This window comes from Streptomyces sp. NBC_00846, assembly GCF_045207325.1.
Taxonomy (GTDB): domain Bacteria; phylum Actinomycetota; class Actinomycetes; order Streptomycetales; family Streptomycetaceae; genus Streptomyces.
In genome coordinates this window covers 35,552-55,076 of sequence record NZ_CP108846.1, presented here as the reverse complement: position 1 = coordinate 55,076, position 19,525 = coordinate 35,552, and the positions used below count along the sequence as shown (strand labels likewise).

The 19,525-nt window shown below is 68.5% G+C and carries 21 protein-coding genes, 3 pseudogenes and 1 other annotated feature; of the genes and pseudogenes, 8 read left to right on the top strand and 16 right to left on the bottom strand.

Going from position 1 to position 19,525, the window contains the following annotated elements:
• Nucleotides 1-35: 35 nt before the first annotated feature.
• Together OG936_RS00295 and OG936_RS00290 are read right to left on the bottom strand one after the other, a co-directional pair.
• Nucleotides 36-800 carry a MerR family transcriptional regulator gene (locus OG936_RS00295; RefSeq protein WP_405692320.1) on the bottom strand — a complete coding sequence of 255 codons (765 nt, stop codon included), beginning with the start codon at nt 798-800 and terminating at the stop codon, nt 36-38.
• A 553-nt stretch (nt 801-1,353) separates the two neighbouring features.
• The gene (locus OG936_RS00290) at nt 1,354-1,689 is read right to left on the bottom strand and encodes a hypothetical protein (RefSeq protein WP_406491654.1); all 336 of its coding nucleotides are present in this window, start codon (nt 1,687-1,689) and stop codon (nt 1,354-1,356) included.
• A gap of 239 nt (nt 1,690-1,928) precedes the next feature.
• On the opposite strand from OG936_RS00290, the pseudogene OG936_RS00285 reads away from it, so the two are divergent.
• A pseudogene (locus OG936_RS00285) lies at nt 1,929-2,966 on the top strand (reverse transcriptase/maturase family protein); the annotation flags it as partial.
• A 33-nt stretch (nt 2,967-2,999) separates the two neighbouring features.
• On the opposite strand, the gene OG936_RS00280 reads toward OG936_RS00285, so the two are convergent.
• The 4 genes from OG936_RS00280 to OG936_RS00265 all read right to left on the bottom strand — a co-directional run bounded on the left by OG936_RS00280 (nt 3,000) and on the right by OG936_RS00265 (nt 5,579).
• Entirely contained in the window at nt 3,000-3,215 is a 216-nt protein-coding gene (locus OG936_RS00280) for an IS3 family transposase (protein WP_406500277.1), read from the bottom strand.
• 22 nt (nt 3,216-3,237) lie between these two features.
• Nucleotides 3,238-4,308 (bottom strand): IS110 family transposase, encoded by a 1,071-nt coding sequence (locus OG936_RS00275; RefSeq protein WP_406491652.1) that lies wholly within the window; start codon nt 4,306-4,308, stop codon nt 3,238-3,240.
• 198 nt (nt 4,309-4,506) lie between these two features.
• Nucleotides 4,507-5,265, bottom strand: a complete 759-nt coding sequence (locus OG936_RS00270; RefSeq protein WP_406491650.1) for an IS3 family transposase — start codon at nt 5,263-5,265, stop codon at nt 4,507-4,509.
• Nucleotides 5,173-5,301 (bottom strand) — a sequence feature (AL1L pseudoknot). (Overlaps the previous gene by 93 nt.)
• Nucleotides 5,262-5,579, bottom strand: coding sequence for a transposase (locus tag OG936_RS00265; RefSeq protein ID WP_406491649.1), 318 nt, complete (start codon nt 5,577-5,579; stop codon nt 5,262-5,264). (Overlaps the previous feature by 40 nt.) The genes OG936_RS00270 and OG936_RS00265 overlap by 4 nt, the downstream gene beginning before the upstream one ends.
• Here OG936_RS00265 and OG936_RS00260 point away from each other — a divergent pair.
• The 4 genes and pseudogenes from OG936_RS00260 to OG936_RS00245 all read left to right on the top strand — a co-directional run bounded on the left by OG936_RS00260 (nt 5,578) and on the right by OG936_RS00245 (nt 9,510).
• The gene (locus OG936_RS00260; RefSeq protein ID WP_406491647.1) at nt 5,578-6,357 is read left to right on the top strand and encodes a group II intron reverse transcriptase/maturase; all 780 of its coding nucleotides are present in this window, start codon (nt 5,578-5,580) and stop codon (nt 6,355-6,357) included. The genes OG936_RS00265 and OG936_RS00260 overlap by 2 nt on opposite strands.
• A 480-nt stretch (nt 6,358-6,837) precedes the next feature.
• Nucleotides 6,838-7,251 (top strand): annotated as a pseudogene (locus OG936_RS00255) (IS30 family transposase); the annotation flags it as partial.
• A complete protein-coding gene (locus OG936_RS00250; protein WP_406491645.1) occupies nt 7,232-7,528 on the top strand; it encodes an integrase core domain-containing protein in 297 nt (98 codons plus the stop codon). The pseudogene OG936_RS00255 and the gene OG936_RS00250, both read left to right, overlap by 20 nt.
• Before the next feature lie 284 nt (nt 7,529-7,812).
• The gene (locus tag OG936_RS00245) at nt 7,813-9,510 is read left to right on the top strand and encodes an IS1182 family transposase (RefSeq protein WP_406491644.1); all 1,698 of its coding nucleotides are present in this window, start codon (nt 7,813-7,815) and stop codon (nt 9,508-9,510) included.
• A 77-nt stretch (nt 9,511-9,587) separates the two neighbouring features.
• On the opposite strand, the gene OG936_RS00240 is transcribed toward OG936_RS00245, so the two are convergent.
• The gene (locus OG936_RS00240; protein WP_406491642.1) at nt 9,588-9,800 is read right to left on the bottom strand and encodes a hypothetical protein; all 213 of its coding nucleotides are present in this window, start codon (nt 9,798-9,800) and stop codon (nt 9,588-9,590) included.
• Nucleotides 9,801-10,092: 292 nt separating this feature from the next.
• Entirely contained in the window at nt 10,093-10,734 is a 642-nt protein-coding gene (locus tag OG936_RS00235) for a hypothetical protein (protein WP_406491640.1), read from the bottom strand.
• A 31-nt stretch (nt 10,735-10,765) separates the two neighbouring features.
• On the opposite strand from OG936_RS00235, the gene OG936_RS00230 reads away from it, so the two are divergent.
• Nucleotides 10,766-11,107 carry a hypothetical protein gene (locus OG936_RS00230; RefSeq protein WP_406491639.1) on the top strand — a complete coding sequence of 114 codons (342 nt, stop codon included), beginning with the start codon at nt 10,766-10,768 and terminating at the stop codon, nt 11,105-11,107.
• Between the two features lie 90 nt (nt 11,108-11,197).
• Here the strand turns inward: OG936_RS00230 and OG936_RS00225 are convergent, their stop codons facing one another.
• From OG936_RS00225 to OG936_RS00200, 6 genes and pseudogenes are all read right to left on the bottom strand, one after another.
• The gene (locus tag OG936_RS00225; RefSeq protein ID WP_406491638.1) at nt 11,198-11,416 is read right to left on the bottom strand and encodes a hypothetical protein; all 219 of its coding nucleotides are present in this window, start codon (nt 11,414-11,416) and stop codon (nt 11,198-11,200) included.
• 178 nt (nt 11,417-11,594) lie between these two features.
• Nucleotides 11,595-12,221: a restriction endonuclease gene (locus OG936_RS00220; protein ID WP_406500276.1), complete on the bottom strand. Its 627-nt coding sequence runs from the start codon at nt 12,219-12,221 to the stop codon at nt 11,595-11,597.
• Nucleotides 12,218-12,429: pseudogene (locus tag OG936_RS00215) on the bottom strand (hypothetical protein). Before OG936_RS00215 ends, OG936_RS00220 begins: the two are co-directional and overlap by 4 nt.
• 155 nt (nt 12,430-12,584) lie before the next feature.
• Entirely contained in the window at nt 12,585-12,869 is a 285-nt protein-coding gene (locus OG936_RS00210) for a DnaJ C-terminal domain-containing protein (RefSeq protein WP_406491636.1), read from the bottom strand.
• Nucleotides 12,823-13,569 (bottom strand): serine/threonine-protein kinase, encoded by a 747-nt coding sequence (locus OG936_RS00205; RefSeq protein WP_406491634.1) that lies wholly within the window; start codon nt 13,567-13,569, stop codon nt 12,823-12,825. Before OG936_RS00205 ends, OG936_RS00210 begins: the two co-directional genes overlap by 47 nt.
• Entirely contained in the window at nt 13,566-14,915 is a 1,350-nt protein-coding gene (locus OG936_RS00200) for an MFS transporter (RefSeq protein WP_405681882.1), read from the bottom strand. Before OG936_RS00200 ends, OG936_RS00205 begins: the two co-directional genes overlap by 4 nt.
• A 176-nt stretch (nt 14,916-15,091) precedes the next feature.
• Here OG936_RS00200 and OG936_RS00195 point away from each other — a divergent pair, with 176 nt between their 5' ends.
• Together OG936_RS00195 and OG936_RS00190 are read left to right on the top strand one after the other, a co-directional pair.
• Entirely contained in the window at nt 15,092-16,063 is a 972-nt protein-coding gene (locus OG936_RS00195; RefSeq protein WP_405681880.1) for a sugar-binding transcriptional regulator, read from the top strand.
• 67 nt (nt 16,064-16,130) lie between these two features.
• The gene (locus OG936_RS00190) at nt 16,131-16,766 is read left to right on the top strand and encodes a class II aldolase/adducin family protein (RefSeq protein WP_331749874.1); all 636 of its coding nucleotides are present in this window, start codon (nt 16,131-16,133) and stop codon (nt 16,764-16,766) included.
• A 79-nt stretch (nt 16,767-16,845) separates the two neighbouring features.
• Here OG936_RS00190 and OG936_RS00185 read toward each other — a convergent pair whose 3' ends face one another.
• Nucleotides 16,846-17,853 carry an NAD(P)-dependent oxidoreductase gene (locus tag OG936_RS00185; RefSeq protein ID WP_405681878.1) on the bottom strand — a complete coding sequence of 336 codons (1,008 nt, stop codon included), beginning with the start codon at nt 17,851-17,853 and terminating at the stop codon, nt 16,846-16,848.
• Nucleotides 17,850-19,475: an FGGY family carbohydrate kinase gene (locus OG936_RS00180; protein ID WP_406491632.1), complete on the bottom strand. Its 1,626-nt coding sequence runs from the start codon at nt 19,473-19,475 to the stop codon at nt 17,850-17,852. The genes OG936_RS00185 and OG936_RS00180 overlap by 4 nt, the downstream gene beginning before the upstream one ends.
• Nucleotides 19,476-19,525 lie beyond the last annotated feature (50 nt).

Sequence of the window (19,525 nt, the reverse complement as noted above, 5' to 3'; positions counted from 1 at the left end):
TCATGCCCCACCGAACAGCCCTTAGGCGCGTGCGGTCAGCTCAGCCGGGCATCGGCATACACGGTCATCGCATCGCGCTGGTAGACGGCGAGACCGTCGGCGATCTTGTCGAAGTTGGCCCGCATCTGCGGGTCGTCGACATAGGTCTGGCCCACTCCCTTGTACGCGGCCGCGGTCGGGGTCCAGAACCGGCAGATGCCCTGGTAGTTGGCATCCACCTCGGCCTGTACCGCCGGGTCGGATACCGGCGTGCCAGCCACCATGAACTCCGCCATACGGATCATCTGCGCCGTCACCTCACGCTGCCAGCGCTCCGTGTCCTCGGAGGTCATCGCCTCGACGGCCTGCCGGGACTGCTCCCACGCCTGCGGCCACCGCTCCCGTACTTCGGCCTCGGCCTCGGAGGGGGGCTGGAACCCCTCGAACAGGTTCTCCGGCTTGTTGATCTTCGTCATATGGCCCTTGTCCTTTCCTTCTTCCAGTTCGGCGATGGTGCGGCCGACCGTACGGGCCAGCGTCTCCAGCCGGTCCCGTTCCGCGAGCAGCCGTTGGTGGTGCTCACGGAGCACGGCCACCTGGTCGAGCTGGCTGTCCAGGACCGCCTGGATCTCGCGCAGCCCCAGGTCCAGCTCCCGCATCAGCAGGATCTGCTGCAACCGCAGCAGATCGGCCTCCTCGTAGTAGCGGTGCCCATTGCTCCCGATCCATGCGGGCGGCAGCAGGCCGATCTCGTCGTAATGCCGCAGCGTCCGCGACGTCACCTTGGACATCCGCGCCACCTCCGCGATCGACCAGGCCATTGCCGGTGCCTCCCTCGCCGGGCCGGTCTCTCCGGCCACACACATGACCGTAGAAGTTGCCGCAACGGAAAGCGCAAGCCCAAAGTCCTGTTGGACAGGCACCAGGGCCTGACCCGTCGGGCACGTAGAAGGCGTTGACGCTGAACCAGGCAGCGGGCGGCTTCCACAGCAGCAGGTCGGTCTCCTGCCACACCGCGGCGGAGAGCTCCCACCGGCCGGTCGCCATCGCGTCGAACGCCTCCGTGCGCACCGACCGGTCCTCCTCCGCGCGGGCCTGCGCGTACAGGGCGGGCCACCGGGCCTCCGCTCCGGGCGCGCAGGCGGTCACCAGCGCCTCGCCGGTGTCAGCGACGACCCGCAGGGCCTGCTCGCTCCACACCTGGCCGGCGCGGTGCACGTCTCGCCGAACGACCGTCTGGCCTGTCTCGGAACTGCGCACCGCATCCTCCTCCGGCCGGGGGACGGGATGTCCGGCCCGGCTTGCCCACCTCAGCCCACCCCGGCCGGGGTGGGCAAGCCGCCGTCCGAGGGCGGCTTGCCCACGTGCCCGCGACTACCGGCGTCGCTTGAACAGGCCGCGGTTCTTCTTCGCCTCCGCTTCGGCCGCCTCGCGGGCCGCGGCTTCCTCTGCTTGCCGCCGCGCGGCCTTTTCCGCCTGCACCTGTTCGTAGTGTTCGTCCAGGCACGGCCCGCACAGCTCACGGTGGCTGTGCGCCGGGTATTGCCGGACCGTGTCCCAGCGGTCGTCGGTGAACTTCGCTCCGCAGCGCCTGCACACGGGCCGCTGCGCCTCGCGGGCCGCGGCTTCGCGCTCCTGCTGGCGCTTGCGGGCCTGCTCCCGCTGAGCGGCGCCACACCCTGTATCGGCATCACGAGGTGGCTGATACATCCTCCGGGATGTGGAGCGATGCCCAACGAGGGCATTCAAGGAGATGAATGAGGATCCTAAGTCGCACTATCACGTATGACAGGGACGAACGTGGGATCGCCTAAGGGGCGCGAGCCCTAAGGTGACAGAGGCCCCGTAGTAGTCGTAGGAGTAACGCCCTACCAAGGGGGACGGGAAGGCCGTCCACAGGGCCAAGGGGGCCAGGTGATCGGATATTCGAAGACTGGGGGGTATGCGTAATGCAGAGCGCCGAAACAGTACTGAGCATCCTCCGTGATCGCGGTAGGCGTGGTCTGCCGTGCAATGAAATGTTCCGACAACTGTTCAATCCGCAGATGTATCTGATGGCCTACGGGCGCCTGTACTCCAACCATGGAGCCATGACGCCCGGGGCTGACGGAGAAACCGCAGACGGCATGTCGCTGGCAAAGATTGAACGAATCATCGACGCCCTGCGTCACGAGCGTTTTCGATTTAAGCCAGTAAAACGGATCTACATCCCGAAGAAGAATGGGAAGCAGAGACCGCTCGGCTTGCCTTCGTGGTCGGATAAGCTCGTCGGTGAAGTGATCCGCCTCTTGCTGGAGGCGTATTATGAGCCGCGGTTCTCTGACCGTTCACACGGCTTCCGTCCCGGCAAGGGCTGTCACACTGCACTCAGTGAAGTGGCAGACCTCTGGACTGGCACAGCATGGTTAATTGAGGGTGATACCACAGACTGCTTCGGAAGTCTTGACCACGAGGTCATGCTCTCGACGCTGGCTGAGAAAATCCACGATAACCGGCTCCTCCGGCTGATCGAACAGATGCTGCAAGCCGGATACCTGGAGGACTGGGTATGGAACGAAACGCTCAGTGGAGCCCCACAGGGCGGTGTCGTTTCGCCGATCCTCTCCAATATTTACTTGGACCGGTTGGACAAGTTCATCGAAACGGTTCTTATACCGCAGTACACCCGAGGAGCTAGCAGGGCAAACAACCCTGCCTACGCAAGGGTGCGAATGGCGGCGGTGCGCGCTCGAAAACGCGGCAATATGACCGCAGCACGCGAGTTGCGTAGACAGCTACGGGGAACGTCCAGCAAGGATCCTCAGGATCCGGGCTACAGGCGACTCCGCTACTGCCGGTACGCCGACGATACCCTCCTCGGTTTCGCCGGACCGAAGGCCGAGGCCGAGGAAATCAAACAGCGTCTGGCGCAGTTCCTTCGAGACGAACTCAAGTTGGAACTGAACCCGGACAAGACGCTGGTCACGCAAGCCCGTACCCGGGCAGCGTCTTGTCAAGCCCCGGGTTTCGTGGAGAGCGGGTTAGCTGGTTTTCTGGAGTGACGCAGGGGGTTCGGCCGCGTAGTGGGCGGCTTCGTGCTCGGCGGGGGTGAGGTGGCCGAGTTCGCCGTGGAGGCGTCGCTGGTTGAACCAGTCGATGTACTCGGCGACGGCGATCTCGACGTCGTTGATGCCGGTCCACGGGGCTTTGTTGCGGATCAGCTCGGCCTTGAACAGGCTGTTGAATGCCTCGGCCAGGGCGTTGACGCTCCTATAGTTGTCAACTCGCTGTGGGGACGGTCCGTGGTGCGGGTCGGATCAGGTGGTAGACCTCGCGGATGACGTAGCGTTTGGGGCAACGGATTATCTCGCGTTTCGTCTTGCCCTCGGCGGTGCGGCGGGTGACGTAGTCGATCGTCGGTTGGTGGAATCGCATGCGGACGATGACGGTCCGGTAGATCGCGGCGTTGAGCTGGCGGTGGCCGCCGTGGTTGATGCGGTGCCTGCCGCTGGTCATGCCGGAGCCGGTGGGCACAGGAGCGATGCCCGCAAGCTTGGCGAGGGCGGCTTCGGACTTGATGCGTTCAGGGTTGTCGCCGACCACGACGAGGATCTCCGCGGCGGTGTCCACACCGATGCCGAATGGTTCGAGTAGTTGCGGGGCGGCACGGTGGACCAGCTCAGCGATCGTTTTCGTCAGTTCCTTGGCCTCGGCGTCGAGGTACTGCCACCGTTTGGCCAGTGTTCGAAGGGCGTGACGCAGTGCGTCCTCGGGGCCCTCCAGCTGTCGAGGACGCAGGCCCGCCAGGTGCCGGGCCAGAGCGATTTGCGTTTTGCCCGCGGTCTCGTTGCGCAAGGGATCAGGAGCGTGGACAAGCATCGCTTTCATGGTGACCATCGCCGCCGAGCGCTGTTCGACGGCCTGGTCATGGGCGATCTTGAGCTGCCGGATCATCTCGGCTTCACCGTCGGCGCTCTTGGGCGTGGCCGTCGCGAACCCGGCCAGGACGGCTCGGGCGGCGTTCTCGGCGTCCAGGGTGTCGGACTTGCCGTTCATCCGTCGCAGCCGCCGGTCCGGGCGGCCGGCCTCGACCACCTTGTGCCCGGCCCGTCGAAGGAACGAGGCCAGGGTGGCGCCGTAGGAGCCGGTGCCCTCGATTCCGAAGGCCAGAATCCTGCCGTATGAGCCTGCCCAGTCCAGGAGTTGCTGGAATCCGCCGGTGTCGGTGGGGATCGTCAAGGTCGCCAGGATCCCGCCGATCGTGTCCATCACTGCAGCGACGTGCACATGCTTGTGTGTGTCGACGCCGATCACGACGTGCCCGGACCTGTGCTGCTCGTTGTTATCCACCGCGTTCCCTTCGGTCGGTAGCGTGGGATGCACGCTGTCGCCGGCCGGAGGGACAGGACTGTCACGGGGACGCTTTGACGAGTTGGCTCCAGGCTCCTATGAGGTCACGTCCGTCCGGCGGCAGCGCTTGTTGCGTGCCCGGCCGGACGGTCGACAGATCAACGCCAGGACACCCGTGGGGTCGGTCGTAAGTAAGAGTCAGACCGTCACGGCCGGGACTACCCGATCCTTGCGGGATCCGGTACGAACAGACTGACAGTCATACGAGTCGCCCTTGGAGCCGACCGAGGCCACGGCTGCCTCCTGTTGGAGGCGTTCGGTGTAGCGCAGAGCTCGGTACTGGACTCCGCGGTCCGAGTGATGAGTGAGGCCGGTGAGGTCGGCGCCGGTGTGCCGGCGGCGCCAGATCGCCATCTCCAGCGCGTCGAGGGCGAGGTCGGTGTAGAGGCTGGTGGCGACCTGCCAGCCGACGACCATGCGGGAGAAGACATCGATGACGAAGGCGGCGTAGACCCAGCCGGAAAAGGTCCTGATGTAGGTGATGTCCGCGACCCACAGCTGGTTGGGGGAGGTGGCGGTGAACTGCCGCTCGACCAGGTCTGTGGGCCGGTCGGTCTCGGGGGCAGGGCGGGTGGTGCGCGGGCTCTTGGCCCGGATCACCCCGCGGAGCCCGGCCTGCCGCATGAGGCGTTCAACCGTGCAGCGGGCCACCTCGAACCCCTCGCGCAGGAGGGCGGCATGGACTTTGCGGGCCCCGTAGACACTGTAGTTGTCGGCGTGGATGCGGTGTATCTGTTCGGTGAGCTCCGCATCGCGCCGGCTGCGGGCCGACGGTGGGCGGTTGTGGGCGGCGTAGTAGGTGCTCGGCGCGATCGGCGCGTCCGTCTCGGCGAGGACGTCGCAGATCGGCTGGACGCCGAACAGGTTCTTGTGCTGGTCGATGTAGGCGACCTTCATCGCAGTGGACGGTCCAGCTCCGCGGCGAAGAAAGCCGAGGCGGACTTCAATATCGCGTTCGCCCGCCGCAGTTCCTTCACCTCCCGCTCCAGCTCCGCGATCCGGGCGGCCTCGGCGCTGGTGGTCCCGGGCACGGTGCCTTCGTCGGTCTCGGCCCGCTTGACCCACCCCCGCAGGGCCTCGGGGTGCACGTCCAGCTGGTCGGCGATGCGCTTGATCGCGCCAGCCCGGCCGACCGGATCCTTGCGAGCCTCGACCGCCAAGCGCGTCGCACGTTCACGCAGTTCGTCGGGGTACTTACGAGGAGCAGCCATGATCGGCATCCTTCCGGGTCTTCGATGTCTCCATCAAACCCGGGGCGATTCATCTTTCCTCGGCTACGAGATCACTGTCCAGCACAGCGCGACCCGCCCGTCTGTTAACGGCAGCGTCGCACTGCGTGTCCCACGGCAAGTGATCAAAGCCAAGTGCACCCCCTACCTAAAGCACGGAAAACCCGAGCGCCGCACCGAGCTGTTCAATCGTGACGACCTCACGATCATCAGCACATACGGAGCGGAATACAGGGGGCTCATCCAGTACTACCTGCTGGCTGGCGACGTCTGGAGACTGAGCCGACTGAAATGGGTCGCACAGACCTCAATGCTCAAGACGCTCGCCGCCAAGCATCGTTCGACGGTGTCGGCGATGGCCCGCAAATACAGGGCCAAGATCTCGACACCAGATGGACCACGGACATGCTATGAGGCCAGCGTCCAACGAGCAGGCAGGAAACCACTGGTCGGAAGGTTCGGCGAAATCCCGCTGAAGCGGCAGAAGAAGGCGGTACTACAGGACCGCCCGGTAGTCCGACCCGTTGCCCGCAAAGAGCTGATTACACGGATCCGCATGGGCAAGTGTGAACTGTGCGAGCAGATAGGCCAAGTGGAAGTCCACCAGGTCCGAAAACTCGCCGATCTCACCGAGTCCGGACGACCACAGCCCCCGTGGGCCCAACACATGGCAAAGAAGCGGAGAAAAACCCTCGTGGTCTGCACCCGCTGTCATGAGGCCATCCATACGGGGCAACCAACCGCGCAATTCACGGAGTAGTCGCTGGAGAGCTACGTGCACCGAAAGGTGCCCGCGTGGTTCGGACCGGGGGCCGCTGGAGCAGGACCGTGGTAACACGGCACCTCGCCAGCGGCCTACCGGTGTTCTGTGACCCGGCCTTCCTGCTTGCAGGGTGGATGCGGGTGCGGAGCAACAAGGGTGCGCGCACGGCTGGAGTGGACGGCGTGACCGCCCACTACGTTGAGGACGTGCGTGGGCTGGAGGGCTTCCTTACGGAACTGCGGGCGGAGTTGAAGGCCCGCACCTTCCGGCCCTTGCCGGTGCGGCAGCGTGGGATTCTCAAGGCTGGCGGCAAGGTCCGCTATCTGGGGATCAACACGATCCGTGACCGGGTGGTCCAGGCTTCCTTGAAACTGGTTCTGGAGCCGATCTTCGAGGCGGATTTCCTCCCGTGTTCCTACGGGTTCCGCCCCAAGCGCCGGGCTCATGACGCGATCGCCGAGAGTCACTACTCTCGAGCCACGAGTCAAGAACGGCCCGGCACTGGCCGGCCGCGGCGCCGAGGCCGTGAAAGACGCGATCATCGGCACGATCACCACGCTGCCCGAGCAGCTGCGCCGCTCGCTAACCTGGGACCGCGGCAAGGAGCTGGCCCAGCACGCCCAACTCCGCATCGACACCAGCCTGCAGGTCTACTTCGCCGACCCGCACAGCCCCTGGCAACGGGGCACCAACGAGAACACGAACGGACTCCTTCGCCAGTACTTCCCAAAGGGCACGGACCTGTCGCGATGGGAAGCCGAGGAGCTCGAGGCCGTTGCTACCGCACTCAACAACAGGCCCCGCAAAACCCTCGGTTGGAAGACACCCTCCGAAGCCCTCAACGAGCAACTACTATCGATTCAGGAAGCCGGTGTTGCGACGACCGGTTGAGTCCGGGGAATACACCAGTGAGGCGTTCGGGCAACTGTGCAGCCGCTGGGGCGTGGTGCAATCCATGGGGCGCGTCGGGTCCGCGCTGGACAATGCTGCCGCGGAGTCGTTCCACTCCGTACTGAAGGTCGAGTACGTCCACCGGTACCGCTTCACCACCCGGGCCGAGGCCCGGCTGAGGATCGCCACCTGGATCACGGACTTCTACAACACCAGGCGCCGCCACAGCGCGGCTGGCGGGCAGTCACCCATCACGTTCGAGAAAACCATCCGATAAGCACGCAGCCACACCCGTCACCAGGGCCAGGCTGCATAACCAAGGTCTCTACGAAACCAGGGGATTGACATCCCAGCCACCACCAGCAGCACCATGCAGCAGCCGCAGGCCCTGGCCGACGGCTGCTCTCACAGCTATCGCACCTCACAGAGCAGCGCGCCTACCTGGGAAATGGGCTGTGAGACTCACAGACTCTGCTGCGCAATTCCGTGCGGGGGTGATGGCGGGCGCGGGATGATCGTCTGTGCGGCCGTTTCCTGTCGTGCGGCCGTGGGGGTGGTGCGATGTCGATGCGGCCGAAGGGACTGCCGGAGGTCCCGGAGCAGACCGCGGCGGTGGCCCGGGCGGCGTTCCCGAGGGGGAGCCTGGCGATGCGGGTGCGGGACCGGCTCGCGGAAGTCTTCGCCGATGAGCCGTTCGCCGACGCGTTCGGGGTACGTGGTGCCCCGGGGCTGTCGCCGGGGGTGTTGTGCCTGGTCACGGTGTTGCAGTTCGCTGAGGACCTGACCGATCGGCAGGCCGCGGCGATGGCGGTGCGGGCGATCGACTGGAAGTACGCGCTCGGAGCGGAGCTGACGGATACGGGCTTCGATGCCAGCGTGCTGAGCCGGTTCCGTGCCCGATTGGCCGGGCACGGCATGGAACGGGTGGTCTTCGACCGGCTCCTGGAGCACTGCAAGGTCGAGGGACTGGTGGCCGCCGGGGGTAAGCAGCGCACCGATTCCACCCATGTGATCAGCGCGGTGCGGGACTTGAACCGTATGGAGCTGGCCGGGGAGAGTGTGCGGGCGGCCCTGGAGGCCCTCGCGGTCGCGGCACCGTCCTGGCTGGCCGGACAGGTCGACGTGGCCGAGTTCGCCCACCGCTACGGGCCCCGGGTGGACGGCTGGCGCATGCCGTCCTCGCAGACGAAACGCGACCGGCTCGCGCAGGTCTTCGGACAGGACGCGCTGGCGTTGTGCCGGGCGGCCTGGGCGCCCGATGCCCCGGAATGGATCCGGGGGATCGAGACCATGCGCCTCCTGCGGCAAGTCCTTGTGCAGACCTACTACGTGCACACCGACACCCGGGGACGGGAGGTGATCAAGAAGCGGGACGCCGATGACGAGGGCGTCCCGCCCGGCCAACTGCGCCTGGCCTCCCCCTACGACCCCGACGCACGCTGGGCGGCCAAGGGCGAAGAGCTGTTCTGGATGGGATACAAGGTCCACCTCACCGAGACCTGCGACACTCCCGCCGCAGCCGGGGTCCGGGCGGCACCGAACCTGATTACTGACGTGTTCACCACCGACGCCACCGTGCCCGATGTGAAGGCGACCGGGCCTGTTCAACGGCGCCTGGCCGAGCACGGGGTGAAACCCGGCGAACACTACCTGGACTCCGGCTACCCCTCCGCCGATCTGATCACCGCCGCGCTGGAGCGGGGCACCCGTATGGTCACCCCGGTCCTGCTGGACCACTCGGCCCAGGCCAAGGCGCACGCCGGCTTCGACAAGAACGCCTTCGCCATTGACTGGAAGGCCCGCCAGGTCCGCTGCCCCGCCGGGAAGAGAAGCGCGCACTGGAACCCGGTGAAGCAGCACGGCGCGGACGCGATCGTCATCACCTTCAGCGTTCTCACCTGCCGCCCCTGCCCCTTCCAGGAACAGTGCACCAGCTCCGCGCTGGGCCGGCGCATGCTCACCCTGCGGCCCAGGGAACCGCACGAGGCCCTCGTCCGGGCCCGCGCCGAGCAGAAGACCGAGACCTGGAAGGCCAAGTACGCCCTGCGCGCAGGAGTGGAGGGCACCATCAACCAGGCCCTGGACCTCACCGGCATGCGCCGGGCCCGCTACCGCGGACTGCCGAAAGTCCGCCTCCAGCACGCCTTCTCCGCCACCGCCCTCAACGTGATCCGACTCGACGCCCACTGGACCGGACACAACCAGCACCACACCCGTAGCAGCCGCCTCGAACACCTCGCCTACCGGCTCACGGCCTGACCCCGGAATTGCGCAGCAGAGTCCTCACAGATTTCAAAGCGCGCGGGGGCGGCCAGCGCGCACCTACGATTCCTGTCTCACTGGACGCGGGCCGCGGTGAAGGCGAGGCGCAGTCGGGTGTCGATCGCTGTCCCGGCGGTGCCGGCCTCGGTGCCGACGCCGGGTAAGGGCATCAGGACGCGGTCGGCGCGGAAGGACTCGCGCAGCGGCTTGGCTCCGGCGGACAGTTCGCGATCCAGGAAGCGGCGCAGCGGGCTGCGGGGGTTGTCGACTCCGCTCTTGAGGCTCATGCAGGGGCCGCCCTTCGGTAGGCGCGCCACCAGGGGCGGCGCGGTGAAGTGGTCACGGAACGGACGGTAGGAAGCGGGACTGACACCGTGTCGCCCGCAGGGAGTAGTCAGCGGTATCCGCAGATCAGCGGTTCACCGGATCGGGTGGTCCTGCGCGCCCTGCACAGCGCTGGATACGGCAGTGGATACGCGTTGTCACGCCGCACCTCACAGCCTCACAACCTCATGAGTCAGCGCGTCTACCTGGGGAAATGGGCTGTGGACCTCATAGGTGACAGGATTCTGCGGGTGCTCAGCGCGTTCTACGATCCTCGCCATGAGTAGCGAGACGGTTACCGTCCAGGTCGACCCGCAGGAGCTCCCGGCGGACAGTTTCACCGAGTCCGACATCGTCAGGATCGAGCTGCTGACCGCGATCGCCCGCCGCCAGCGCGAGCACCGCCAGCGCACAGTCGACCGTCTCACCGCCGTCCTGGACACCGGTCTGCTGCCCGCCGAGCTGACCGAGATGGCCCTGTACTACCGGGCCAAGGCCCACAAGGACCTCAGCGAGAACGACGCCGCCCGCACCGGGATGCAACAGGTTGCCGATGCCGACGGCCGCCTTGCTCCCAAGGCCCGCCGCGGCCTGGCCAACCTGGCCCGCCTCGCCGGCGACTTCCCCACCGCCTTGGCCGCCGTCCCCACCCTGGGCTGGAAAGGTCGCCACCACCGCGTCCTCGGCGACATCCACTGGTCCCACGCCGATACCACCCAGGCCGTCGCCGCCTTCGAAGCCGGCCGCGCCGAAGCCGAGCAGCACGGTGCCGCGGGCGAACGCGCCATGATGCAGGTCCGCCTCGCCCTCGCCGTCTCCTTCGCTGATCCCGGCCGGGCCGACGACGAGCTCGCTCTCGCCCGCCGCATCTCGGGGGAACCTCAACCAGCGCTCCAACACCCTCCTCGCCCAGGTCGTCGCCTTGATCGTGGAGGCAGGAACCGACGACCTCACCGACCGCGCCCAGAGCCTGCACACCGACATCGAGGCCGCTGGTCTCCCCTTCCTCCACCGCTTCGTGGAGCTCGCCCTCGCCTTCCACCACGCCGTCCGCGGCGAAGACCAGGACCTGGCCGCCACCATCAGCCGGCTGCGCGCGCTCACCGCCGCTGGCGACTTCGCCTACTTCACCGACATCGCCCACTTCATGGCCGGCCTGCCCCTGCCCGGACCATCCGCCATCCGCTGGACCGAGAGCGAGGACAACGTCCGCTCCGCATGGCGCCGCATGGTCCAGACCCGGCAGGAACACCTCCGCACCGGCAGCTGACCCCCGTACGCGCGACGGCCCCGAACCAGGATGTATCTGGTTCGGGGCCGTCGCGCGTACAGGTAAGGCCCGGGTGCCGGGCCGGGGGAATCAGCCGGCGTCGGGGCGCTGGCCGACCAGCTGCGTGAGCAGCTCGATGATCTGGGCCTGGTTGCGGTCGATCTTCTGGTCCAGGTTGCCGATCTGGAGACGCACCGCGGTGAGGTCGGACTTGATGATCCCGAACTCGCGGTCGTGCTTCTCCGCGACCTCTTCGAACCGCCGGGTAAGAGCAGCGAGCTCGCTGTGTGCGATGGGGTCCTCAGGCACGCGGCACGCTCCCGCCAGATCATGAAAAACAACAGACATCAGAAGCCTCACGATATCGCGGGCACCGGACACCGAACTCCAACCCATCGAACCCCGCTGCCAGGCGACAGCTCCGGCAGTTTTTTGCCAGGCCCGGCGCGGGGGCATCGGGGAGGCAGCCCGCTGCCCCCCGGTCTGCTCAGGAGAGGGCGGTCGGTTTGCGGGGCGGCGGGACGGCCCGCAGCAGTTCCCACAGGGGGCGTGAGCCGGACGCCCACACGGCGAGGGTGTGGCGGTCGACGACGTGGAGGCGCTGCTGCTTGGCGAAGGCCACGGCGGGCGCTGTGACCCAGCCGTTCGTCACAATGACCGCGATGTCGGCGCCGTGGACCTGGCGGGCGGTGCCGTTGAGAACCTGAAGTTCCGGTGTGCCGACCGCGGAGCCGGCGAGGCCGTTGCGGCGGTGTTTGCACTGGATCACCCAGCGCCGCCCGTAGGGATCGGTGGCCTTCACATCAGCACCCAGGTCCCCTCCGCCACCCACCCGGACGGCGTCCGGGCAGCCGTCACGGTGCATCAGGTCCCGCACCGCGTCCTCGAACTGGGAGTGGTGCAGGGCGTCCAGTTGGGACAGCCCGTACCGCAGACCCTGCGCACGGACCGCCTCCCACCGCGCTCTCTGCTGCTTCTGGTAGAGCCAGCCGCCGCCAGCCAGTGCCACGAGCGCGCCGATAACGACCAGGACCCACCAGTGGGCCAGAAGCCAGTTGACGACGGCCACCGCCAGGGCGATGGCCAGGGCCGCGGCTACGAGGAGCCCGATCAGTCGGTCGTCTGCGCGCTGCCGCCGCCTGCGAGCTGGCCCAAGAAATCCAGGCCCCCCGTCCCACCGGGGTCGGAGCGATGAGCACGCCCAGCGCCAGAACGATGACCACGGTGAACTTCTCGTCCAACCGGCTCCTGGCCTCCGTACGCCGGCGCAGCCGGAAAAAGACGATGACCGCAAGCAGCACAGCCACATTGATCGTCAGCAACCGTCCAGAGCTCCCCCACCGACGGCCATCACCACACGATGACGGCAGCACGCCAACCCCAGCCTTCTTATGTAGCCGGGCGTCAGTGATGTTGGAGGCGGGTTGCTGACGAATGGCACAAAGCCATCGGACCTGGCCGAATACCGCGCGGCGGATCAGTCGGCGACGTGCACGGTCACATACAGATCCCCGGGCGCGCCACCGTGCTTGCCGGGGCCGCCGAGTTCGCGGATCCGGACCTTCTGCCCGTCCCTGATGCCAGCGGGGATGCGGACCTTATAGGTCTGCTGCTCACGGACGACCCTGCCCTCCCCCTCACATGTGGTGCAGGCCCGTGCCGCTTTCTCGTCTTCCCTGGTGGCGCAGGCGGGACAGGTTTTGTGGGAGGTGAACTCAGGGGGATGATCGCGCCGTCGGTGGCTTCGTGCGGATAGAGCCAAACCTCGGAAGTGATGTCGAGTCCGCGGCTGGGCGGAGTGTCACCGAAGTGACGGTCGTTGATCTCTTCGAGGCGGTAGCAGATCTCTTCGGCGCTGTCCGGCCGCTGGGCAGGGTCTTGGCCAGGAGTCGGCCGACCAACCGCTCCAGCTTCACGGGGGACTCGGGGCGCAGGGTGCGCAGCGCGGCGGGCTGTTCACTGAGGTGCTGGTTGACCAGGTGCCAGGACGTGCCGGTGAAAGGCCGGCGGCCGGTGACCATCTCGTAGAGCACGCATCCGAGGGAGTACAGGTCGGAGCGGTGGTCGAAGGTGCCGGACAGCGCTTCGGGCGCCATGTAGGCCGGGGTGCCGATCAAGACGCCGGTGGTAGTGATGTCGTGCTCGTCGCTGCCCTTGGTGATGCCGAAGTCGACGACCGTCGCTTTGCCGCTGGAGCGGACGATGATGTTGGATGGCTTGATGTCCCGGTGGGTCAAGCCCGCCTCGTGCGCGGCGTACGCTGATCCTGTCGCTGCGATGCCAGTCATCACGGCCTGCTCGTCGGGCAGAAGGTCGTACTCCTCCCCGGTCCGTTCCGCGTCCGCTTCGCTCGCGGTTATCACACAGTGGCCACCCCGCGTCATCCACGGCCGACGCCCGCCGACCGTCGCGGCGGCGAGGCGGTCGGCGGGCGTCGGCGGCCCGGTCTGCGTCCCGCTCACTCCCCCGATCGCGCGACGACCGCCGCCCCGGCGGGCTCCTTGACCGGCGACGGAGGGAGCAGCCTGTCCGCCACCGCGTCGTCTGCGGCGGACTTCGGCTCCTTGAGGGTGAAGGTGAGCACCAGACCCACCAGATAGACGGAGGCGATCACCCAGACGGTGCCCTCGATGCCGATCGGGCCGACCAGTCCGGCCACGGCCGAGCCGACGAACTGGCTGAGGCCGGCGCCCAGGTTGAGGATGGCGACCGCGCTGGCGATATGACGGGGCGCGAGCAGCGGCATGATCGCGGAGAGCGGTACGAACGCCCCGAGGGCCAGCCCGTAGACGACGGCGACGGCGAGCGTGATGCCGAAGCTGGGGCCGACCGCCTCGGGCACGTAGTAGAGCGCGAGCACGGTCACGAAACAGCCGAGTCCGCCCACCCAGGCGACGGTGTTGACGCCGCCGATCCAGTCCGCGACGTAGCCGGAGAGTAGGTTGGCCACGACATTGGCCAGCAGCATCGTGCCCCAGATGGTCTGCCACTGCGCCGTGGAGAAGCCGACCTCGTTGACCATATGGGTCGTCAGGAAGACCACGAAGGCGTAGAAGGACAGGGTGTTGATCAGTCGGACCACGCCTCCGACGCCCACGCGGGGGTGCGTCTTGACGATGGTGAGCGCCTTGACCATCTGGGACATGGAGTCCTTCATCGATGCCGGAGGCCCCTTGGTGACCCGGGCCCGGACGAGGAAGAGCACCAGCGCGCCGCCGGCGGCGACGAAGGCGAGGGAGAGCCAGAGGGTGGCCATCTCGCCGATGACGGGGATGACCGCGCCCGCGAAGTAGGAGCTGATGACGCCGAGTCCGGCGGTGGAGGCGAACCAGTACCAGCTGACGGCCCGGCTGAGTTTCTCGCTCGGGGTCTCCATGGCGATCCAGACCAGGAAGCCATAGGCGAAGAAGGGGTAGCCCAGGCCCCGGATGCCGAACGTCAGCAGCATCAGCGGGTAGTTTCCGGCGGCCACGCCGACGGTCAGGAAGAGGACCTCGAAGACGCCCCAGATCCCCAGGCCCAGCAGCATCACCCGACGGGGGCCCCAGGCTTCGGCAAGCGCGCCAGAGAGCCAGGCCGCGACGGCGACCACGAAGCCGTAGACGCTCCACAGCAGGGCGACCTCGCTGCCGGAGAGCCCGCGCGACTCCAGATAGGGCGAGAGGAATCCGACTTCGATGCCGTCGCCGACCATGAAGAGCATGACGGCGAGGTAGCCGAAGGCGAGCGGGCGGACGATCCCCTGCCGTTCGAGCAGTCCGGGGCGGGGCACGGCGGCGTAGGCCGCGGTATGAGGCGAGGTGGGCATGTGTCCTCCGGCGTACACAACAGACGCGTGAACATCTGATCAAAATTCGAACCAAAGTGCATGTAATATGAGTGGCGCCTCTGCGGGTGTCAACCCTTGGCCGGGGTGCGCGTTCTCCGGTCCGCCGGGCCTTGACCGGCGGAGGGCGGCGAGGACAGGATCCGAACGGAGGATCAATGGAGAGAACAAATGGTCAGAAGCAACCGCCGCTGGGCAAGATCGCGCGGCTGTACTACGAGCATGGTCTGACCCACCAGGAGATCGCCGATCTCTGTGGGCTGTCCCGGATCAAGGTCACCCGGCTGCTGGCGGAGGCCCGCCTGGTCGGGATCGTCGAGATCACGGTGCACAGCGACGACCATTTGTTCGTGGGCCTGGAATCGGCCCTCGGACACGCCTATCCGCTCCGCCAGGCGTGGGTGGGCCCCGCGTTCGAGGACGAGGGCCGCGCGCTCCGCTCCCTGGGGGCGGTGGCCGCCGACTGCGTCACCGCCTTCCTGACGGAGGGCACCACCGTCGCCGTGGGCCTGTCGGGGTCGGTCGCCGCGATCCCCGGGCATCTGCGGGAGGCGACCGGGCTGGATCTGAGCATCGTCCCGCTCACCGGGAGCAAGGGCGGCGTCTCCCGCGCGGCCAGCCCCCATGAGCTGGCCCTCTCCTTCGCCGCCGCCGTGGACGGGCGGGCCTACCACCTGCCCGCTCCGCTGCTCGCGCGCAACACGCAGGCCGCACGGGTGTGGCGGGAGGACCCGGCGGTCCAGGAGACGCTGGAGCGGGCCGTATCGGCGGATGTGCTGATCGCCGGAATCGGCGGCACCGCCGCCGACGCCGGACTGCTCGTCCAAGGTCTGAGCGCCGCGGAACTCGCGGGCATCCGGGAGCGGGGCGCGGTCGGCGACATCTCCGGGCGCTTTTTCGACGCGGACGGCGCCGCCGTGCCGGGCGAGGTGGACGAGCGGCTCATCGGGCTGAGCCTGGAGCAGTTGCGGGCGGTCCCCGTCCGCATCGGCGTGGCGCGCGGGGCCGACAAGCGGCGGGCCCTGGCGGTCGCGCTGCGCCACGGCCTGATCAATGTGCTGGTGACCGATGTCAGCACCGCCAAGGCGCTGCTGGCCGACGCCGACGCCCCCGAGGGGGCCCCTTCATGAGCCGCCGCCGGGAGTTCCGCGGCGACGCCCTCAGGGGCATCCGAGCGACGCTACGAAAGGACACGATGTGAAGCCCGTACAAACGCGCGAGGAGCTGTGTGAGCAACTGGCCGAGGTCGGCCGGCTCGCCGTGGAGCGCGGACTGGTGCTCGCCAGCGGCGGGAATCTGTCGGCGCGGCTGCCCGGCTCCGACGAGTACGTGGTCACCGGCGCGGGGACCTGGCTGGACCGTCTGGAGGTCGCGGACTTCACCGTGATGAACCTCGCCGGGGAGCGGACCGGGGGCGCGGAGCGGCCGTCCAGCGAGTGGAAGCTGCACCAGCGGACGTACCAGGTGCGGCCGGATGTGAACTGCGTGGTCCATCTGCACCCGCAGCACGCGGTGCTGCTCGACGCCGTCGGCGAGCCGATACGGCTGATCACCCTCGACCACGCCTACTACGTCCGCTCCATCGGCACGGTGCCGTACCACCCCAACGGGTCGGACGAACTCGCCGACGCCTCGGCCGAGCAGGCGCTGACGCACGACTGTGTCGTCCTGTCCCACCACGGCAGTTCCTCGCTGGGTGCGGATGTGGGCATGGCGTTCCGCCGCGCGATGAACCTGGAGGAGGCCGCCGTGGCGACCTATCGCGCGCTGACGCTGGGCAACGCGACCGCCGCTTTCCCGTCCTCGGCCCTGGCCGCGCTGCACCACGTGTGACCTCTGCTTCCTTCTCACCTCCGCACAGACTGTGGGCGGGCCCCGACGGGGCCCGCCCACAGTCTGTGCGGAGGGGTGTTCAGGAGGCCAGTTCCCTCGCATTGGCCACCGCGGCGGGCTCCGCGCCCGTCGCCCAGGCCCGCAGCGCCCGTTCGGCGATGCGGGAGTGCTCGGTGACCACATCGTCGGACGCGCCGCCGATATGCGGGGTGAGGGTGACGTTGTCGAGCCGGAACAGCTCGTGGTCGGCGGGCGGCGGCTCGGTCCAGAAGACGTCGAGGCCCGCCCCGGCGATCCGCTTCTCCCGCAGGGCCGACAGCAGCGCCGTCTCGTCCACGACGGCGGCCCGCCCCGCGTTGACGACATAGGCGTCGGGACGCATCAGGGCGATCTCGGGCGCTCCGATCAGCCCCACCGTCGCGTCGTTGAGGGGCACATGAACGGTGATGACGTCGGAGCGGCGCATGAGTTCGTCCAGGGCGACGATCTCGGCGTCGACGCCCAGCGCGCCCGGCTCCAGATAGGGGTCGTAGACCAGGACGTCCATGCCGAACGCCAGCGCCCGGCGCAGCACCCGGCGGCCGATCGCGCCGCCGCCGACGATGCCCAGGGTCCGGCCGCCCAGACCGATCCCGCGGAACCGGGCGTACGGCTCGAAGACGTCGTCCGCCGTCCAGTTGCCCGCGCGCGTCCACCGCTCGGCGGCGCTGGTGTGACGGACGGTGGAGAGGATCAGGGTGAAGGCCAGGTCGGCGGTGATCTCCGCGTTGCGCGCCGGAGTGGTGGCCACCGGTATGCCCCGGCGGGTGCATGCGGCGAGATCGACGTTGACCGGGCTGGCCCGGCAGGTGACCACGAACTTCAGCACCGGAGCGGCGTCCAGGGCCGCCTGGTCGACCCGGTCGACCTCGCAGACCACCGCGTCGGCCGCCGCGAGCCGGTCGGCGAGCCGGGGCCGGGCGAGGGAGTCGCCCGCCATGGACGGCTCCACGGTCTCGATGTCGAAGAGATCGGCCAGCCGCGCGGCGGCGGCGGCATCGAACGGTGCGGTGATGAGCAGCCGCGGTCGCGGCGACGCACTGGTCACAGGGTTTCCCATCCATCGGCGTCATACGCCGACTCAGCCTTGTCAGAGGTGTCAGAGGTGTCAGAGAGGTCACAGGTGCTGGTGGTGTTTGTGGCAGGGGAGACGGACGGCGGGGCCTCGGCCTCGGTCCGCAGTTCCCGCAGCGCGGGCCAGACGGGTCGCAGCGCGTCCCGGGCGGCGGCGAACACCCGCGCCTGCCGGTCGTACGGTTCCCGCAGGGCGGGGTCGGGGCGGAAGGCGTCCGTGGGGCGGGCCAGCGCCGTGAGCGCTGCGTCGAGGTCCTCGGTCACCCCGCCGGTCACCATGGCGAGGGCGGCCACGCCCCGGGCTCCCAGCTCGGGCGCGGTGGAGCGCACCACGGGCTCGCCGGTGACGTCGGCGAGCACCTGACAGAGCAGATCCGAGGAGGCCGAGCCGCCCGCGATCCGCAGCACCCGCCCGGGGACGGGCGCGCCGAGGCACTCGCGCAGGGTGAGGGCGATGCCCTCATAGACGGCGCGCAGCAGTTGCCCGGCCGTGGTGCGGACGCTCATCCCCACCCAGGACGCGGAGGCCGCGCTGTCGATGAAGGGGGCACGTTCCCCGCTGGGCGAGCCGTAGGGGAGATAGACGACACCGCCCGCGCCGGGGCCCGCGGTGCGCGCGACCTGCTCCACCTCGGGCCAGTCGCTGTCCTCCAGCCCGGTCACCCGGCGCACCCAGTCGAGGTTGGGCGCGCCCGTCATGGGGGCGAGGCAGGCGAGGGCCTGTCCGTTGAGGCCGGTCGCCAGGGTGATCTGGCCCTGGGCTCGGCGGTCCCGGCTGTCGCGGTGCACGGTAGCGGTGAACGCGGTGGTGCCCACGATGAGGTAGGCGTCGCCCGGCCGGACCGCCCCGAGGCCGACCCCGCCCGCGGCGGCGTCGACCAGACCGGCGGAGACCGGGACGCCGACCGGCAGACCGGTGGCGGCGGCGGCCTCGGCGGTGATGCGGCCCGCCGGGGACGCGGGGGGCAGCACCGGGGCGAGCAGCCGGCGGAAGCGCTGGTGCCCCAGCCCTTCGATCAGGGCGTCGGAGTATTTCCCGGCGGCCACGTCGAGATAGGTGCGGGATGCCTCGGAGGCGTCGGTGGCGACCTCGCCCGTGAGCCGGAAGCGGATCCAGTCCTTGCAGTTGAGGTGGTGGGCGGCCTGTGCGAGCCGCTCGGGGTAGTCCGCCTCCAGCTGTTCCAGGAGCACCGGCAGCGCTCCGGGGAACAGGGACGAGCCGGTGACCTCGTGGACCAGCGCGCCCCGGCCGTCGGCCTCCCAGCGCGCGCCCCGGTCGGCGGCGGCGCCGTCCATCCAGATCCGCGCGGGGCCGCAGGGGCGGCCGTCGGCGTCCACGAGCCACGCGCCGTCGCCCTGTCCGGTGACCCCGACGGCGGCGATCTCGACGCTGTCGCCCGCCTGCCGGACTGCCGAGCGGACGGTGTCGCGGACGGCGGACCACACCTCGTCCATGTCCTGTTCGACCCGGTCGCCGTGGTGTGTCACCCCCAGCGGCGCGCGCGCCCAGCCGAGTTGCCTGCCGTCCCACGCGAGGACGACGGCCTTGACCGCGGTGGTGCCCGCGTCGATACCGACCACTGCCTGCCGAGCCACTGATGAACCTCCCGCAACCGCATTATGAACATTGGTTCATCGAACGATCT

Excerpts from the sequence above, each read along its gene's own strand:
- OG936_RS00295 (WP_405692320.1), bottom strand. The coding sequence starts at position 800 with ATGGCCTGGTCGATCGCGGAGGTGGCGCGGATGTCCAAGGTGACGTCG.
- OG936_RS00245 (WP_406491644.1), top strand. The coding sequence starts at position 7,813 with ATGTCGATGCGGCCGAAGGGACTGCCGGAGGTCCCGGAGCAGACCGCG.
- OG936_RS00265 (WP_406491649.1), bottom strand. The coding sequence starts at position 5,579 with ATGGCTGCTCCTCGTAAGTACCCCGACGAACTGCGTGAACGTGCGACG.
- OG936_RS00270 (WP_406491650.1), bottom strand. The coding sequence starts at position 5,265 with ATGAAGGTCGCCTACATCGACCAGCACAAGAACCTGTTCGGCGTCCAG.
- OG936_RS00290 (WP_406491654.1), bottom strand. The coding sequence starts at position 1,689 with ATGTATCAGCCACCTCGTGATGCCGATACAGGGTGTGGCGCCGCTCAG.
- OG936_RS00240 (WP_406491642.1), bottom strand. The coding sequence starts at position 9,800 with ATGAGCCTCAAGAGCGGAGTCGACAACCCCCGCAGCCCGCTGCGCCGC.
- OG936_RS00195 (WP_405681880.1), top strand. The coding sequence starts at position 15,092 with ATGGAGAGAACAAATGGTCAGAAGCAACCGCCGCTGGGCAAGATCGCG.
- OG936_RS00260 (WP_406491647.1), top strand. The coding sequence starts at position 5,578 with ATGATCGGCATCCTTCCGGGTCTTCGATGTCTCCATCAAACCCGGGGC.
- OG936_RS00200 (WP_405681882.1), bottom strand. The coding sequence starts at position 14,915 with ATGCCCACCTCGCCTCATACCGCGGCCTACGCCGCCGTGCCCCGCCCC.